The organism is Stenotrophomonas sp. TWI1409 (assembly GCF_039673015.1).
Taxonomy (GTDB): Bacteria; Pseudomonadota; Gammaproteobacteria; order Xanthomonadales; family Xanthomonadaceae; genus Stenotrophomonas; species Stenotrophomonas maltophilia_A.
In genome coordinates this window covers 39,858-55,218 of sequence record NZ_JBDJKU010000019.1, presented here as the reverse complement: position 1 = coordinate 55,218, position 15,361 = coordinate 39,858, and the positions used below count along the sequence as shown (strand labels likewise).

The following is a 15,361-nucleotide window of genomic DNA, read 5'->3' as shown; positions in this document are numbered from 1 at the left end:
CAGAAGGCCGCCTTTCGGCGGCCTCATGCTTTGCAGCGTCGGGCGTTACAGGATGTAGCGGCTCAGGTCCGGGTCCTGCACCAGCTCACCCAGATGTGCATCGACGTAAGCGCTGTCGATGGCCAGGGTTTCGCCGTCGCGGTCCGGTGCCTCGTAGCTGAGCGAATCCAGCAGCCGCTCCAGCACCGTATGCAGGCGACGGGCACCGATGTTCTCCTGGCGCTCGTTCACCTGGAAGGCGATCTCGGCCAGACGATCGATGGCGTCGGCAGTGAAGCTGACCTTGACGCCTTCGGTGGCCAGCAGCGCTTCGTACTGTTTGGTCAGCGCGGCCTTCGGCTCGGTCAGGATGCGCACGAAATCACCCTTGCTCAGCGCACCCAGCTCCACGCGGATCGGGAAGCGGCCCTGCAGCTCCGGAATCAGGTCGCTGGGCTTGGCCAGATGGAACGCGCCCGAAGCAATGAACAGGATGTGGTCGGTCTTGATCGTGCCGTACTTGGTCGACACGTTGGAGCCTTCCACCAGCGGCAGCAGGTCGCGCTGCACGCCTTCGCGCGACACGTCGCCACCACCCACGTTGTCACCACGCTTGGCGACCTTGTCGATCTCGTCGATGAAGACGATGCCGTGCTGCTCGCAGGCCTCGATCGCGGCAGTGCGGATGTCGTCCTCGTTGACCAGCTTGCCGGCTTCTTCCTCGATCAGCAGCGGACGCGCGGCCTTGATGGTCAGCGTGCGCTTGTGCGCCTTGGCGCCGCCGCCGAGGTTGGCGAACATCGACTTCAGCTGCTGGCCCATTTCCTCCATGCCCGGCGGGGTCATGATGTCCATGCTGACGTTGGCAGCCAGGTCGAGCTCGATCTCGCGCTCGTCCAGCTCACCGTTGCGCAGCATCTTGCGGAACTTGATGCGGGTCTCGTTGTCCTGCGCCGACGGCTCATTGCGGGCGACTTCCGGATCGAAACCGATGCCACCGCTGCGGCGCGGCAGCAGCGCATCGAGGATGCGGTCTTCGGCGCGCTCCTCGGCCTGGGTACGCACGCGCACCTTGGCCTGTTCGCGGTACAGCTTGACCGCGGTATCGGCCAGGTCGCGGATGATCTGCTCGACGTCCTTGCCGACGTAGCCGACTTCGGTGAAGCGGGTGGCTTCGACCTTCACGAACGGTGCGTTGGCCAGGGTGGCCAGTCGACGCGCGATCTCGGTCTTGCCGACGCCGGTCGGGCCGATCATCAGGATGTTCTTCGGCATCACTTCATTGCGCAGCTCGGGCACCAGCTGCATGCGGCGCCAGCGGTTGCGCAGGGCAATGGCCACGGCGCGCTTGGCGTCGTGCTGGCCCACGATATGCCGGTCCAGTTCCTGCACGATCTCGCGCGGGGTCATGGTGGCGGAGGAAACTTCGATCTTCGACATGGATGTGCTCACGGATTCATTGTCGGTAGTGCCGGCCACTGGCCGGCAACCAGGCACGCGTGCGGGGGATCATGAGGTTGCCGGCCAGCGGCCGGCACGACCCTCACAGCTCCTCGACCACCACGTTGCGGTTGGTGTAGATGCAGATGTCGCCGGCAATGCCGATCGCTTCGCTGGCAATGGTGCGCGCATCCAGTTCGGTGTGCGCCATCAGCGCGCGCGCGGCCGACAGTGCATAGGAACCACCGGAACCGATGGCGATGATGCCGTCCTCCGGCTCGATCACATCACCGGTGCCGCTGATGATCAGCGAGGTTTCCTTGTCGGCCACTGCCAGCAGGGCCTCGAGCTTGCCGAGGCGGCGCTCGGTGCGCCAATCCTTGGCCAGTTCGACCGCAGCGCGCTGCAGCTGGCCGTGCTTTTCCAGCTTGGCCTCGAACAGCTCGAACAGGGTGAAGGCATCGGCGGCGGCACCGGCGAAGCCGGCCAGCACCTGGCCGTCTCGGCCGAGGCGGCGCACCTTGCGCGCATTGCCCTTCATCACGGTGTGGCCCAGCGTGACCTGGCCGTCGCCGGCAATGGCCACGTGCTCGCCGCGACGGACGCAGACGATGGTGGTGGCGTGGAAAACGTTGGGATTCTGACTGGGGTCCATGCGGCCTCCGATAGCTGTTCCCGGGACATGGGGACAGCGCCGGGTGCGATCAAGCCTGTGCGGATGGCTGCCGTTCAGCGCTTGGCGGCGCCCCATGGGAAGAGGGCGCCCTTTTAACGAGCGCATCGCAATGCGCGCGGACCCCGCCGCCCGAACGTGGAACGCCTGCCGTTCAGCGCTTGGCCTGCGAAGGCCGATCCGGATTCGGCTCGATGCCCCAGGCGATGTACCAGTCCTCACCCTGCGTCTCGATCGGGTGCTGGGTGCGGCCGGAGCCATTGCCGCAGGCCAGCGCGTCAGCCGCGCAGTAGCGATCGCAGCCCCAGCAGATGCGTTCGGGGTGCCTGGGATGCAGCGGAATGGGCTTCGCCATGGTGGCGGTGTCCTCGTGGCCTGCGGCCACAATGCGCCGGTAGCGGCCGCCCTGCCCTGATCCAGATCAAGGGCGGTCTATTCAGCCTTGTCGTCCTTGCTGCGGCGCTTCGCACGTGGATGCGCGGCGTCGTAGACCTTGGCCAGGTGCTGGAAATCGAGGTGGGTGTAGATCTGCGTGGTGGCGATGTCGGCATGGCCAAGCAGTTCCTGCACGCCACGCAGGTCACCGGACGATTCCAGGATGTGGCTGGCGAAACTGTGCCGCAGCATGTGCGGGTGCACGTGCTTGAACAGGCCTTGGCGCTGCGCCAGCTGGCGGATGCGGATCTGCACCGCACGCTGGCTGATCGGCCCGTTGCGACCGGGAAACACCGGCGAGGCCGGGCCGCCGCCACTTTCCGCACGCCACGCCTGCAGCGCTTCGCGCGCCGGCCGGCCGAACGGCACGCGACGCTGGCGATTGCCCTTGCCCAGCACGTTGACCAGGCCGCTGTCGAAATCCAGGTCGCGCCAGGTCAGCGCGCAGACTTCGCTCAGGCGCAGGCCAGAGGAATAGAACAATTCCAGCAGCGCGCGGTCACGGCGGCCGAGTTCACCTTCCGGTTCCAGCTCGACCAGCTGCACGGCTTCGTCGGCATCGAGCACCTGCGGCAACCGGCGCGGTGCGCGTGGCGCCTTCAGCGTCGCCGCCGGGCTGACCTCGATGCGTCCATGCTTCAACAGCCAGGCGTAGAAGCTGCGGCACGCCGACAAGCGGCGTTGCAGGCTCTTGGCCGACAAGCCACGCCGGTGCTCATCGGCGACGAACTGACGCAGCGACTCGGCATCGAGTGCTTCCACCGCAACACCGCGCGGCTCGGCCCAGGCCGACAGCGCGTCCAGGTCGCGGCGGTAGGCGTCGAGCGTATGTGCCGACATCCGCCGCTCTACCTGCAGATGCTGCAGGAAGGCCTGTACCGCGCTCATCGTCGTATCCTGCTCAGCCCGGGAAGCGCTTCAGGCCGGTGGCCAACGCATCGCCCATCATGCGCAGGAACAGCGTGCCCATGCCCGGGTAGAAGCGGTTCGGGTCGTGGCTGCCCACAGCAATCAGGCCCACGCCCGGCAACGGCAGCAGCGCGGTGGTCTGCACTTCTTCGCTGCGCACGCCGTACAGCACGGCATTCTTTTCCGGCTGCAGGCGCCCGCAGATCGGCTCGCCGTCGTTCAGGCAGTCGCGGAACGGGCCCAGCTGCGCATCATCGGCGGCGATCACCTGCAGCCAGTCGGCCTGTTCCAGCCCGGCCACCGGTGTGTGCACCACCAATCGCACCAGGTCGCCGGCGAAATCTTCCTGCAGCGAGGCAGCCATCGCACGCAGGGTGTCGGCGGCGTTGTCCTGCTTCATCAGCGCCAGGGTCAGCTGATGCGTGCGCACTGCCAGGCGTTCATTGACCTGGGCGGTGGCACCCAGATCGGCCAACCGTCGTGCCAGCTCGCGGTTCTTCTCGCGCAGCACTTCCAGCTGGTAGCTGGCCAGCGACGCGGTCGGGCCATCGTCGCGTGGCACCACCAGGGTCAGGGCCAGGTCCGGGAACTGCTTGAGGAAGCCGGGATGTCGCCGCAACCACGCAGCGACTTCATGGGCCCCGAGCTTGTCGACGGTTTCGGTCATGCGATCCACTCCCCTTCGAAGACGAATGCGGTCGGGCCGGCCATCACCACCGGCTGGCCATCGCCCGGCCACTGGATGCGCAGGTCACCCCCGGGCAGGCTGATGCGCGCATCGCGCTGCAGGCGGCCACGCTGCATCAGGGTCACCGCAGCGGCGCAGGCGCCGCTGCCGCAGGCCAGGGTTTCGCCGACGCCACGTTCATTCACACGCAGACGTGCATGCGCCGGGCCCATCACCTGGGCAAAACCCACGTTCACCGAGCGCGGGAACGAGGCATGCTGCTGCAGCAGCGAACCGACGCGCTCGACCGGTGCTGCATCGATCAGGCCCACTTCGATCACCGCATGTGGATTGCCCATCGACACCGCGGCGAAGCGTATGCTCTCGCCCTGCAACGGCAGCAGGTACTCCTCGCGTGCATGGGCGAAGCCCACCAGCGGCACGTTGACCGGCTCGAACGCAGGCACGCCCATGGTCACCGCGAACTGGCCATCGCCCAGGGCCTTCACCCCATGACTGGCCAGCGGGCTGTCGATGACGAACTGATCCCCCTGCGCACTGCCCTCACGCACCAGCCAGGCCGCGATGCAGCGCGCGCCGTTGCCGCACTGCTCGGAGTTGGAACCGTCGGCATTCCAGATGCGGTACGACGCCACCGAGCCTTCCGCGCGCGGCGCTTCGATGGTCAGGATCTGGTCGCAGCCGACGCCGGTGTGGCGGTCGGCCAGGCGCGCGGCCAGTTCAGGCGTGGGCGGCGCAGTGCCGTCACGCAGGTCGATCACTACGAAATCATTGCCCGCGCCATGCATCTTGCTGAAGCGCAGCGCCTTGGAACCGGCCTTACTCATTCCCGCCGCCCACCTTCTTCGCAGGCGCAGGCGCCGGTTGCGTGGTCGGTGCAGCCGGCTCCACGGTCGTGGCCGGGGTGCCGCTGCCTTCGGTCTGCGCCGGGGTCGCTTCGGTAGCGGGCTCGGCAACCGGTTCGACGGTTTCTTCCACCGGCACCGGCTTCTGCGGCAGTACCAGCGGGCCCTTGTTGCCGCAGGCGGCGAGGAGCAGCAGCGAGGCCGCTGCCAGCGGAATCAGGATGGCGTTTCGATGGGGGATCTTCATGCCCCGAGTATAGCCATTGGCGGCTGAGCGGTTGGTGCAGGGGATCGGGTTGCCGGCCAGCGGCCGGCACCACCGCAGGCGTTCAATCTGCAGGCGGCGGCAGCGGCCGGGTCCACAGCCAGATCGCCACCACGGTCATGCTGCCGATCGAGAACCACTTCACCCAGGCGATCGGCACGCACCACAGCATGATGCCGGCGCACACTGCCATGGTGATCGTGGCCATCCACTTGCCGTAGCGGCTGACCGCCCCGTGTGCCTGCCAGTTGGCGATGGCCGGGCCGAAGCGCGGGTGCTGCAGCAGCCAGGTGTGCAGGCGCTCGGAACCACGCGAGGCAGCCCAGGCCGAGATCAGGATGAATACGGTGGTGGGAAGACCCGGCACGAAGATGCCGACGATACCGGTGCCCAGGCTGACGTAGGCCAGCAGCCACCACGCCCAGCGGAAACGCACCACGCGCGGTGGCGTGGCAGCATCGCGGGATGCGGAGGGGTCGGGCTGGCTCATGGCCGCAAGGATACCGGTTCGGGATGCCAGGCAACGCCCGGCACCCCTGCACCATTACGGCTGGGCGATGCCCAGCTGCTGCAGCACGAACGCGTACGACTCGGACAGTTCACGGTAGCGCTGGAAGCGCCCCGACTTGCCGCCGTGGCCGGCTTCCATGTTGGTGCGGAACAGGATCGGGTAATGGCCGGTGTTGTCGTCACGCAGCTTGGCCACCCACTTGGCCGGCTCCCAGTACTGCACCTGCGAATCCCACAGGCCGGTGCCCACGAACAGCGCCGGGTACGCCTGCTGCTTCACGTTGTCGTAGGGCGAGTAGGACAGCATGTAGTCGTAATACTGCTTCTGCTCGGGGTTGCCCCACTCGTCGTATTCGTTGGTGGTCAGCGGAATGGTCGGGTCGAGCATGGTGGTGACCACGTCGACGAACGGTACCTGCGCCACCATCACCCGGTAGTCCTGCGGCGCCTGGTTGGCCACGGCGCCCATCAGCAGGCCACCGGCGCTGCCGCCGGACGCGGCGACGCGATCCTTCGCCGCCCAGCCCTGCGCCACCAGGCCGCGGGTGACGTCGATGAAGTCGTTGAAGGTGTTCTGCTTGTGCAGCAGTTTGCCGTTCTCGTACCAGTCGCGGCCCATCTCCTGGCCGCCACGGATATGGGCGATGGCATAGACCACGCCACGATCGAGCAGGCTCACCGCGGTCTGGTTGAAGTACGGATCCATCGACATGCCGTAGCTGCCATAGGCGTACTGGAACAGCGCGCCCTTGCCATCCTTCTGGTAGCCCTTGCGGTAGACCAGCGACACCGGCACCTTCACGCCATCGCGCGCGGTGATCCAGACACGATCGGTTTCGTACTTCGACGCGTCATAGCCGATCACCGGTTGCACCTTCAGCTGGCGGCGCTCGCCGGTGGCGGTGTTCAGCTCGAACACGGTGGTCGGGGTGGTCATCGAGGTGTAGACGTAGCGCAGCCACGGCGTATCGGCCTCGGTGTTGTCGCCCAGGCCCATCGAGTACGCCGGCTCATCGGCCTTCACGTAGTCGCTGCGGCCATCCTTGAACAGCAGGCGGATGCGTTCCAGGCCCTCGGAACGTTCGGCGATGGCGGTGTACGCATCGAACAGCTCGAAGCCTTCGATGAACACCGCATCGTCATGCGCGATCCAGTCCTTCCACTGTGCGCGCGAGGTCGCATCGGTCGGTGCGGTGACCAGCTTGAAGTTCTTCGCACCGTCGTTGGTGCGGATCACCCAGCGGCCGTCGTAGTGGTCAGCGTCGTACTCCACATCGCGCTGGCGCGGCGCCAGTACGGTGAACGTGGTCGGGTCGCTGGCCGGCGCGTAGCGCTCTTCCGAGGACACGGTGCTGTGCACACCGATGGTGATGAAGCGATCGTCGCGGGTGCGGCCGATGCCCATGTAGAAGCTGTCGTCCTTCTCTTCGTAGACGACGGTGTCGGCACTGGCCGGGGTGCCCAGCACGTGCTTCTTCACGCGTACGGTCAGCAGCGTTTCCGGATCGTTCTCGACATACAGCACGGTGCGGTTGTCGTCGGCCCAGACCAGGTCGCCGGAGCTGCCGGTGATCACATCGGGCAGCACCTTGCCGGTGGCCAGGTCCTTGAAGCGGATGGTGTACTGGCGGCGACCGACATCGTCATCGGCCCAGGCCAGCAGCTGGTTGTCCTGGCTGACTTCCATCGAGCCGACGCTGAAGTAGCCCTTGCCGGCGGCCATCGTGTTGACGTCCAGCAGGATTTCCTCGGCGGCATCCATGCCGCCCTTGCGGCGTGCGTGGATCGGGTAGTCCTGGCCGGTCTCGAAGCGGCTGTAGTACCAGTAGCCGCGCTCGCGCGCCGGCACACTGGAATCGTCCTGCTTGATGCGGCCGACGATCTCCTTGTACAGGGTGTCTTCCAGCGGCTTCAGCGGCGCCAGCAACTGGTCGGCGTAGGCATTCTCGGCCTGCAGGTAGGCCAGCATGTCCTTGTTCTCGCGCTTGTCGTCGCGCAGCCAGTAATAGTCGTCGTTGCGGGTCGCGCCGAACGGCGCCTTGACCACATGCGGATGCTTGGCGGCATCCGGCGGAACGGGCGGCGTGGCGGCGGTGGCAGTGGTGGTCATCAGGCTGGCAAGCAACAGGCAGAGGGTGGATTTCATGAGATAAGGCTCCTTGAGCCGCAATGCAATGGCGTCCTTGTGCTCGAGTCTGGGTTGCAGGAGGGTTGCGGGCAACCCTGCGGATCGTCATGGGTCGTGCTTGCCGCTGGCCGGCAACCTTGGGATAAACAGAGGCGGGTGGTTGCCGGCCAGCGGCCGGCACTTCCAGGACGCGCGGCGTACCATGGGCACATGAGTACCCTGCCCCACACGCCGGGCTACAGCCGGCGCAGCCATGAAATCGCTCCGTTCCACGTGATGTCCCTGCTGGCCCGCGCGCAGGCGCTGGAACAGGCGGGCCACGATGTGATCCACCTGGAAATCGGCGAACCGGACTTCACCACGGCCGAACCGGTCGTGCGTGCCGGCCAGGCCGCATTGGCCGCCGGCCATACCCGCTACACCGCCGCACGTGGCCTGCCGGCCCTGCGCCAGGCGATCAGTGGTTTCTATCGCAGCCATTACGGGCTGGATATCGATCCCGAACGCATCCTGGTCACTCCCGGCGGCTCCGGTGCGCTGCTGCTGGCCAGCAGCCTGCTGGTCGATCCGGGCCGCCACTGGCTGCTGGCCGACCCCGGATATCCCTGCAACCGTCATTTCCTGCGCCTGGTGGAAGGCGGTGCACAGCTGGTTCCGATCGGCCCGGACACCGCCTACCAGCTCACGCCGTCGCTGGTGGAACAGCACTGGAATGCCGACAGCGTCGGCGCACTGGTGGCCTCCCCCGCCAATCCGACCGGCACCGTGCTGTCCGCCGACGAACTGGCGGCACTGTCGCAGGCCCTGCACGCGCGTGGCGGCCATCTGGTGGTGGACGAGATCTACCACGGCCTGACCTACGGCCTGGATGCACCCAGCGTGCTGCAGGTGGATGACAGCGCGTTCGTGCTGAACAGCTTCTCCAAATATTTCGGCATGACCGGCTGGCGGCTGGGTTGGCTGGTGGCGCCGCCGGCGGCGGTGCCGGACCTGGAGAAGCTGGCACAGAACCTGTACATCAGCGCGTCGAGCATCGCCCAGCATGCCGCACTGGCCTGCTTCAGCGAGGAATCGATGTCGATCTTCGAACAGCGCCGCGAGGCGTTCCGCCAGCGTCGCGACTATCTGCTGCCGGCGCTGCGCGAGCTTGGTTTCCGCATCGAAGTGGAACCGCAGGGTGCGTTCTACCTGTACGCCGACGTCAGCGCGTTCACCGATGACGCGCAGGCGTTCTGTGCGCACTTCCTGGAAACCGAACACGTGGCGTTCACCCCGGGCCTGGATTTCGGTTTCCATCGCGCCAACCAGCATGTGCGCCTGGCCTATACCCAGGAAGTGCCGCGGCTGCAGGAGGCGGTGGCGCGGATTGCACGCGGGTTGAAGAGCTGGGGCGCCTGATCGATCTGCGCGAACGGCATCCACGCATGGCGTGGATCTACTGACCCAGCGCACGATACGCAGGTAGATCCACGCCATGCGTGGATACGTGAACCCAACGAAAAACGCCGCCCTGGGGCGGCGTTTTCCGTTCTGCTTATTTACCGCCCAACCGCTCCCACAGGAAGCTGTAGGCCAGCGCCGACATGTGTGCGGCCTGCGCGTTGTTGGCTGCGCCGCCGTGGCCACCTTCGATGTTCTCGTAGTAGGTCACGTCCTTGCCGGCGTCGATCATCTTCGCCGCCATCTTGCGGGCATGGCCCGGGTGCACGCGGTCATCGCGGGTGGAGGTGGTGAACAGCACCGGCGGGTAGTTCTTCTTCTCGTTGAACAGATGGTACGGCGAGAAGGTCTTGATGAACTCCCAGTCGCTGGTATCCGGGTTGCCGTACTCGGCCATCCACGAGGCACCGGCCAACAGGTGGCTGTAGCGCTTCATGTCCAGCAGCGGCACCTGCACCACCACTGCACCGAACAGCTCCGGGTACTGGGTCAGCATGTTGCCGGTCAAAAGGCCACCGTTGCTGCCACCCTGCACGCCCAGGTGCTTGGCGCTGGTGATCTTGCGCTTGACCAGATCGCGCGCCACCGCAGCCATGTCTTCATAGGCCTTGTGACGGTTCTGCTTCAGCGCTGCCTGGTGCCAGCGCGGGCCGTACTCGCCACCACCACGGATGTTGGCGACCACGTACACACCGCCCTTCTCCAGCCAGGCGCGGCCCATGCCACCGGAGTAATTCGGGGTCAGCGAGATCTCGAAGCCACCATAGCCGTACAGCAGGGTCGGGTTGGAGCCGTCCAGCTTCATCGCCTTGTCGTGCACCACGAAGTACGGCACGCGGGTGCCGTCCTTGCTGGTGGCGAAGTGCTGCTCGATCACCTTGCCCTTGGCATCGAAGAAGGCCGGCATGGTCTTCAACGTTTCCGGCGCCTGGCCGATCTCGGCCAGAGCCAGCGTGGTCGGGGTCAGGTAGTCGGTGGCGGTCAGCCACACCGCATCGCTGTCGTTGCTGTCCACTGCGCCCACGGCCAGCGTGCCAAAGGCCGGCGCGCCGACGAAGCGGCTGGTCTGCCAGCCATCGGCGCCCGGGGTCAGCACCGACAGGCGGTTCTTGACGTCATCCAGCACGTTCAGCACCAGGTGGCTCTTGGTCCAGGTGGCGCCGGCCAGCGAGGTGGTCGCGGTCGGGGTGAACAGCACCTCGAAGTCGCGCTTGCCGGCCAGGAAGTCGTCCAGCTTCGTCGCCAGCAGCGAACCGGACGCGTAGGTCTTGCCGCCTACGGTCCACGGATCGCGCAGTTCCAGGGTCAGCCACTGTTTGTGCAGGCCCTTCTCGGCCGAGTTCGGCGCGTCGATCTTGGTCAGCGTGCCATCGTCGCCACGCAGGTAGAGCTCGTTGTTGTAGAACGCCAGCGTGCGGCTGACCAGGTTGCGCTCGAAGCCCGGGGTGTCATCGTGCATCGCCGCGATGTACATGTCTTCCGGCTTGCCTTCGTACACCACGGTGGCCGAGGTCATCGGCGTGCCGCGCTTCCACAGCTTGGCCACGCGCGGGTAGCCGGAGGTGGTCATCGAGCCCGCACCGAAGTCGGTGTAGACGAACACGGTGTCGCGGTCGACCCAGTTGAGGCCGCCCTTGGACTCGGGACGGAAGAAGCCGTCCTTGATCCAGGTCTTGTTGGCCAGGTCGAACTCACGGGTGACGTCGGCGTCGGCGCCACCGCGCGACAGCGCGATCAGGCAGCGGCTGTAATCCGGGCGCAGGCAATCGGCGCCATGCCAGACCCAGTTCTCACCCTCGGCCTTGTTCAGCGCATCCAGGTCGAGCACGGTTTCCCACTGCGGCGAGGCCTTGCGGTACTCGGCCAGGGTGGTGCGCCGCCACAGGCCGCGCTCGTGCTGCTGGTCCTTCCAGAAGTTGTAGTAGTAGTCGCCGATCTTCTGCACGCCGGGGATCTTGGCATCGGAGTCGAGCACCTCGCGGATGCTGGTCTCCATCTGCTTGAAGGCCGGGGTCTGCGCCAGGCGCGCCTCGGACTTGGCGTTCTGTTCCTTGACCCAGGTCAGCGGCTTGTCGCCGGTGACGTCTTCGAGCCAGGCGTAGCGATCGGTGTCTTCAGCGGCCACGGCGGTCCCCACCGAGGCAGCGGTCATCATGCCGGCCAGCAGGCAGGCGGAAGCGAGTCGAGACATTGCAGCTCCAGGCAGTCATAAGCCGTGGAACGCTAGCATGGATCGCCGCGGCCGCCCCCGTGTCGAAGGTCAGGCCGCGGCGGTGGAGCCGCGACGGCCTCGCGCCGCCCCGCCGCTACGGCGACGTGCCTGTCCACCGGTACGACGCGCCAGCCGCAGCCACGACAGGCGCGGCAACGGAAAGCGCAGCAACGCCCACCAGGCCACCAGCGGCATGCCCACCAGCCACATCGGCAGCCAGCCCAGCCAGGCACTGCTGCCGCGCGCGGCCGGCCAGACCAGTACCAGCGCCATACCGGCCAGGGCCAGCTGCTGCACGCTGCGCAGCAGGCGCGGGTCGGCACGCTCGAGAATGACGCGTTCAGTTGCAGAGCGGCGGACGGAACGTGCGTTCATGGGGCTTCTCCGGTGGACAATGCAACACAGCATGGGCAACCCCCTTCTCACAGGTTGCGACACCATTGACGGATCGCGTGCACACAGTCGACCATGCGCGTGCAAGCCCACTGGAGCCCGCTCCCGCATGACTTCGATCCGCCCGCTCTGCGCCGCGCTGCTGGCCCTTTCCCTGGCCGGCCCCGCCGTGGCCGCCAGTGAGCCGCCGTCGCCCCGTACCAGCGCCTCTGGTGCGGCTGCCCTGGACGCACCGATCGACCTGAAGCGCTTCATGGGTACCTGGTACGTGATCGGCCGCGTGCCGAACTTCATCGAACGTGGCCATGTCGCCAGCGTCAACGAGTACGAGTTGCGCGACGCGCACAAGGTCGGCATCACTTACCGCTACCGTGATGGCTTCGGCGAACCGCTGCAGGAAGTGCGTGCCCGCGCCAGCGTCGACCCGGACAGTGGCAACCACGGCTGGCGCACCTGGTTCTACCGCGTCGTGCCCACCCATTCGAGGGTGCTGGAAGTAGCGCCGGATTACTCGTGGGCACTGATCGGCTACCCGGGCCGCGAAATGGCCTGGATCTTCTCGCGTACGCCGGACATGGACAAAGCCCTGTACAAGGAGCTGGCCGAGCGCCTGCGTGACGAGTACGGCGTGAACACCGACAAGCTCAAGCGCGTGCCGCAGCACCCGGAGCAGGTCGGCAAGCTGGGCTACGAAGTACCGAACGTGCGTTGACTGGATTGTGGCCGCGGACCTCGGTCCGTGCGCCCCGAATTCACGCTGCCCGCGGCTGTACCCGTCGCTCGATCTCGCTGCGCGTTGGCAATGTCTTGAGGTCGTAGGCCGCCTGCATCGCAAGCCAGGACGCGGCATCCCCACCAAAATGTCGCGCCAGCCGTGCCGCGGTATCGGCCGAAATACTGCGCTCCCCGTGCACGATGGCGTGCAGCCGTGTTGCGGGAACATCCAAGGCCCTTGCCAGCGCGTTCACGCTCAACGCCAGAGGCATCAGGAACTCTTCGCGCAGGATCTCGCCAGGATGGATGGCGCGCATGCCGTTGTGGGGACGCTTCATGGCGGGCACCTCAGTGATAGTCAACAATTTCCACGGCATCGGCACCGTTGTCAGTCCAGGTAAAGCACAGCCGCCACTGGTCATTGATACGCAAGCTGTACTGCCCTCTCCGATCACCTGACAGCGCCTCGAGTCGGTTCCCGGGCGGGCTGCGCAGGAATGCCAACGTCTGTGCCGAGTCGAGCAGCTGCAGCTTGCGCTCGGCAGCCCGCCGGATCGAAAGCCAGGCACGTGGACAGGTTCCTTCAAACAGGGCACGGGTCTGCTTGCAGCGGAATGAACGGATCATTCCGTAAAACGTATTACGTTGAACGGAACATACCAAGGAACGGGGTGTGCTGCCAGTCCCAGTCTGGCGATATCGATTCCTGATGGGTGTGGCGGCTTCCAGAGCCTGGCGCTATGACAGGCACACTGTCGAAGTTCTGCAGGTTCTGCAGGTTCTGCAGGCTCTGCCGGCCAGCGGCCGGCACTACCGTTTCCAGGCAATGGGGTAGAGCCGGCCGCTGGCCGGCTGCCGCGATGCACCGGGCGACGCCGGGGGCAGCGCCCCGGCGCCTCGTCATTTGCGGCTGTAATGCGCGACCAGGCGGTCGCCGAGCATCTGCAGCAGCTGCACCAGCACCAGCAGCAGGACCACGGTAACCAGGGCCACGTCGGTGTGCGAGCGCTGGTAGCCGTCGCGGAACGCCAGGTCGCCGAGGCCGCCGGAGCCGATCGCGCCGCCCATCGCGGTGAAGCCGATCAGCGCCACGGTGGTGACCGTCGCACCGGCGATCAGGCCGGGGCGCGCCTCGGGCAGCAGCACGCGGGTGACCAGCTGCCAGGTGGTGGCACCCATCGACTGGGTCGCTTCGATCACGCCACGGTCCACTTCGCGCAGTGCGGTTTCGACCAGGCGCGCGTAGAACGGCGCGGCACCGATCACCAGCGGCACGATCGCACCGCGTACCCCCAGCGACGTCCCCATCAGGAACAGGGTGACCGGGATCAGCACGATCATCAGGATGATGAAAGGCACCGAGCGCAACAGGTTCACCACCAGCGCCAGCACGCCGTAGGCGAACGGACGGCGCTTCATCTGCGGCGCGCCGAACAGGTACAGCAGCACGCCCAGCGGCAGGCCGATGGCCAGGGTCAGCGGCAGCGAACCGAGCAGCATCAGCAGGGTGTCGATGGTGGCCTGGCCGATGTCGGCCCACTTGCCCGCATCCAGGTGGCGGAAGAATCCGCCGGCAGTGGCGATGATCATCGACGCAGCTCCTCAACGTGCACGCCGGCAGCCACGAACGCGGCCTGCGCGGCGGACTGGTCACCGCCCACCAGGGCGACCACCAGCTGGCCATACGGGGTGTCCTTGATCCGGTCGATACGGCCGGACAGGATGTTGTAGTCGACCCCGGTCTCCCGCGCGACACTGCCGAGCAGGGGTTCGTAGGTGTCTCCGCCGAGGAAGGTCAGGCGCACGATGCGGCCACCGACGGCATCGAAATCACGGTGCAGCGCGCCTTCATCCACGTGCTCCGATTCGCTGACGAAACGGCGCGTGGTCGGGTGCTGCGGGTGCAGGAACACCCGGGTGACCGGCCCGGTCTCGACCATCTGGCCGGCGTCGAGCACGGCGACACGGTCGCAGACACGGCGGATCACGTCCATCTCGTGGGTGATCAGCACGATCGTCAGGCCGAGCTCGCGATTGATCTTCGACAGCAGCGACAACACCGAGGCGGTGGTCTGCGGGTCCAGCGCACTGGTGGCCTCGTCGCACAACAGGATCTGCGGGCGTGTCGCCAGCGCACGGGCGATGCCGACGCGCTGCTTCTGGCCACCGGACAGCTGTGCGGGGTACTTCTGCGCATGCGCCTCCAGGCCCACGGTCTGCAGCAGCTCGGCCACGCGCGCGTCGATCTCCGCCTTCGGCGTGCCGGCCAGCTCCAGCGGGAAGGCGACATTGCCGGCCACCGTGCGCGACGACAGCAGGTTGAAGTGCTGGAAGATCATGCCGATGCGCCGGCGCAACGCGCGCAGGCCATCCGCGTCCAGTGCGGTGACATCCTCGCCACCGATCAGCAGCCGGCCACCGCTGGGTTCTTCCAGACGGTTGATCATGCGGATCAGGGTCGACTTGCCGGCGCCGGAATGGCCGATGATGCCGAATACCTCACCGGCCTCGATGGTCAGGTCCAGCGGCTGCAGCGCGCTGACTGCGCGGCCGGCAACGGCATAGGATTTGTGCAGGCGCTGGAACTCGATCACGGGCGTGGCTCACCGGCTGGGTGACGGAAGGGGGCGTGCAGCCTACCAGCGCAGGCGGTCGCGCGCCCGCGCCATGGGCCAGAATGTTATTCCTTTTGGTTCTAAGTCGCCCGCACCCGGTAGTGTCGGCCGCTGG

At 66.6% G+C, this 15,361-nt stretch carries 17 protein-coding genes; 2 read left to right on the top strand and 15 right to left on the bottom strand.

The window, feature by feature from the left end; genetic code table 11:
* Positions 1–45: 45 nt before the first annotated feature.
* The 9 genes from hslU to ABE423_RS08480 all read right to left on the bottom strand — a co-directional run bounded on the left by hslU (position 46) and on the right by ABE423_RS08480 (position 7,890).
* Positions 46–1,419 carry an ATP-dependent protease ATPase subunit HslU gene (gene hslU, locus ABE423_RS08520; protein ID WP_014038532.1) on the bottom strand — a complete coding sequence of 458 codons (1,374 nt, stop codon included), beginning with the start codon at positions 1,417–1,419 and terminating at the stop codon, positions 46–48.
* A gap of 103 nt (positions 1,420–1,522) precedes the next feature.
* Positions 1,523–2,074, bottom strand: coding sequence for an ATP-dependent protease subunit HslV (gene hslV, locus ABE423_RS08515; protein WP_005411093.1), 552 nt, complete (start codon positions 2,072–2,074; stop codon positions 1,523–1,525).
* A 172-nt stretch (positions 2,075–2,246) separates the two neighbouring features.
* Positions 2,247–2,447: a DUF3079 domain-containing protein gene (locus ABE423_RS08510; protein WP_010481389.1), complete on the bottom strand. Its 201-nt coding sequence runs from the start codon at positions 2,445–2,447 to the stop codon at positions 2,247–2,249.
* 77 nt (positions 2,448–2,524) lie between these two features.
* The gene (gene xerC / locus ABE423_RS08505; protein ID WP_049421395.1) at positions 2,525–3,415 is read right to left on the bottom strand and encodes a tyrosine recombinase XerC; all 891 of its coding nucleotides are present in this window, start codon (positions 3,413–3,415) and stop codon (positions 2,525–2,527) included.
* A 13-nt stretch (positions 3,416–3,428) separates the two neighbouring features.
* Entirely contained in the window at positions 3,429–4,103 is a 675-nt protein-coding gene (locus tag ABE423_RS08500; RefSeq protein ID WP_125893427.1) for a DUF484 family protein, read from the bottom strand.
* On the bottom strand, positions 4,100–4,951 hold the full coding sequence (dapF, locus tag ABE423_RS08495; protein WP_125893425.1) for a diaminopimelate epimerase: 852 nt from the start codon (positions 4,949–4,951) through the stop codon (positions 4,100–4,102). Before dapF ends, ABE423_RS08500 begins: the two co-directional genes overlap by 4 nt.
* On the bottom strand, positions 4,944–5,216 hold the full coding sequence (locus ABE423_RS08490) for a lipoprotein (protein ID WP_049399234.1): 273 nt from the start codon (positions 5,214–5,216) through the stop codon (positions 4,944–4,946). Before ABE423_RS08490 ends, dapF begins: the two co-directional genes overlap by 8 nt.
* A gap of 82 nt (positions 5,217–5,298) precedes the next feature.
* On the bottom strand, positions 5,299–5,724 hold the full coding sequence (locus ABE423_RS08485) for a YbaN family protein (RefSeq protein WP_125893423.1): 426 nt from the start codon (positions 5,722–5,724) through the stop codon (positions 5,299–5,301).
* A 54-nt stretch (positions 5,725–5,778) separates the two neighbouring features.
* Positions 5,779–7,890: an oligopeptidase B gene (locus ABE423_RS08480; RefSeq protein ID WP_049399231.1), complete on the bottom strand. Its 2,112-nt coding sequence runs from the start codon at positions 7,888–7,890 to the stop codon at positions 5,779–5,781.
* Between the two features lie 192 nt (positions 7,891–8,082).
* On the opposite strand from ABE423_RS08480, the gene ABE423_RS08475 reads away from it, so the two are divergent.
* Positions 8,083–9,270, top strand: a complete 1,188-nt coding sequence (locus tag ABE423_RS08475) for a pyridoxal phosphate-dependent aminotransferase (RefSeq protein WP_346485719.1) — start codon at positions 8,083–8,085, stop codon at positions 9,268–9,270.
* Positions 9,271–9,406: 136 nt separating this feature from the next.
* On the opposite strand, the gene ABE423_RS08470 is transcribed toward ABE423_RS08475, so the two are convergent.
* Positions 9,407–11,503, bottom strand: coding sequence for a prolyl oligopeptidase family serine peptidase (locus ABE423_RS08470; RefSeq protein ID WP_049463220.1), 2,097 nt, complete (start codon positions 11,501–11,503; stop codon positions 9,407–9,409).
* Positions 11,504–11,572: 69 nt separating this feature from the next.
* Complete coding sequence (locus tag ABE423_RS08465; RefSeq protein ID WP_049399225.1) at positions 11,573–11,899, bottom strand: hypothetical protein; 327 nt, start codon at positions 11,897–11,899, stop codon at positions 11,573–11,575.
* Positions 11,900–12,026: 127 nt separating this feature from the next.
* On the opposite strand from ABE423_RS08465, the gene ABE423_RS08460 reads away from it, so the two are divergent.
* Complete coding sequence (locus tag ABE423_RS08460) at positions 12,027–12,629, top strand: lipocalin family protein (RefSeq protein WP_010481371.1); 603 nt, start codon at positions 12,027–12,029, stop codon at positions 12,627–12,629.
* Positions 12,630–12,669: 40 nt separating this feature from the next.
* On the opposite strand, the gene ABE423_RS08455 is transcribed toward ABE423_RS08460, so the two are convergent.
* The 4 genes from ABE423_RS08455 to ABE423_RS08440 all read right to left on the bottom strand — a co-directional run bounded on the left by ABE423_RS08455 (position 12,670) and on the right by ABE423_RS08440 (position 15,225).
* Positions 12,670–12,969, bottom strand: coding sequence for a HigA family addiction module antitoxin (locus tag ABE423_RS08455; RefSeq protein WP_049463234.1), 300 nt, complete (start codon positions 12,967–12,969; stop codon positions 12,670–12,672).
* Between the two features lie 10 nt (positions 12,970–12,979).
* The gene (locus ABE423_RS08450; protein WP_080356578.1) at positions 12,980–13,258 is read right to left on the bottom strand and encodes a type II toxin-antitoxin system RelE/ParE family toxin; all 279 of its coding nucleotides are present in this window, start codon (positions 13,256–13,258) and stop codon (positions 12,980–12,982) included.
* A 273-nt stretch (positions 13,259–13,531) separates the two neighbouring features.
* On the bottom strand, positions 13,532–14,221 hold the full coding sequence (locus tag ABE423_RS08445; protein ID WP_032129021.1) for a methionine ABC transporter permease: 690 nt from the start codon (positions 14,219–14,221) through the stop codon (positions 13,532–13,534).
* The gene (locus ABE423_RS08440; RefSeq protein WP_032129022.1) at positions 14,218–15,225 is read right to left on the bottom strand and encodes a methionine ABC transporter ATP-binding protein; all 1,008 of its coding nucleotides are present in this window, start codon (positions 15,223–15,225) and stop codon (positions 14,218–14,220) included. The genes ABE423_RS08445 and ABE423_RS08440 overlap by 4 nt, the downstream gene beginning before the upstream one ends.
* Positions 15,226–15,361 lie beyond the last annotated feature (136 nt).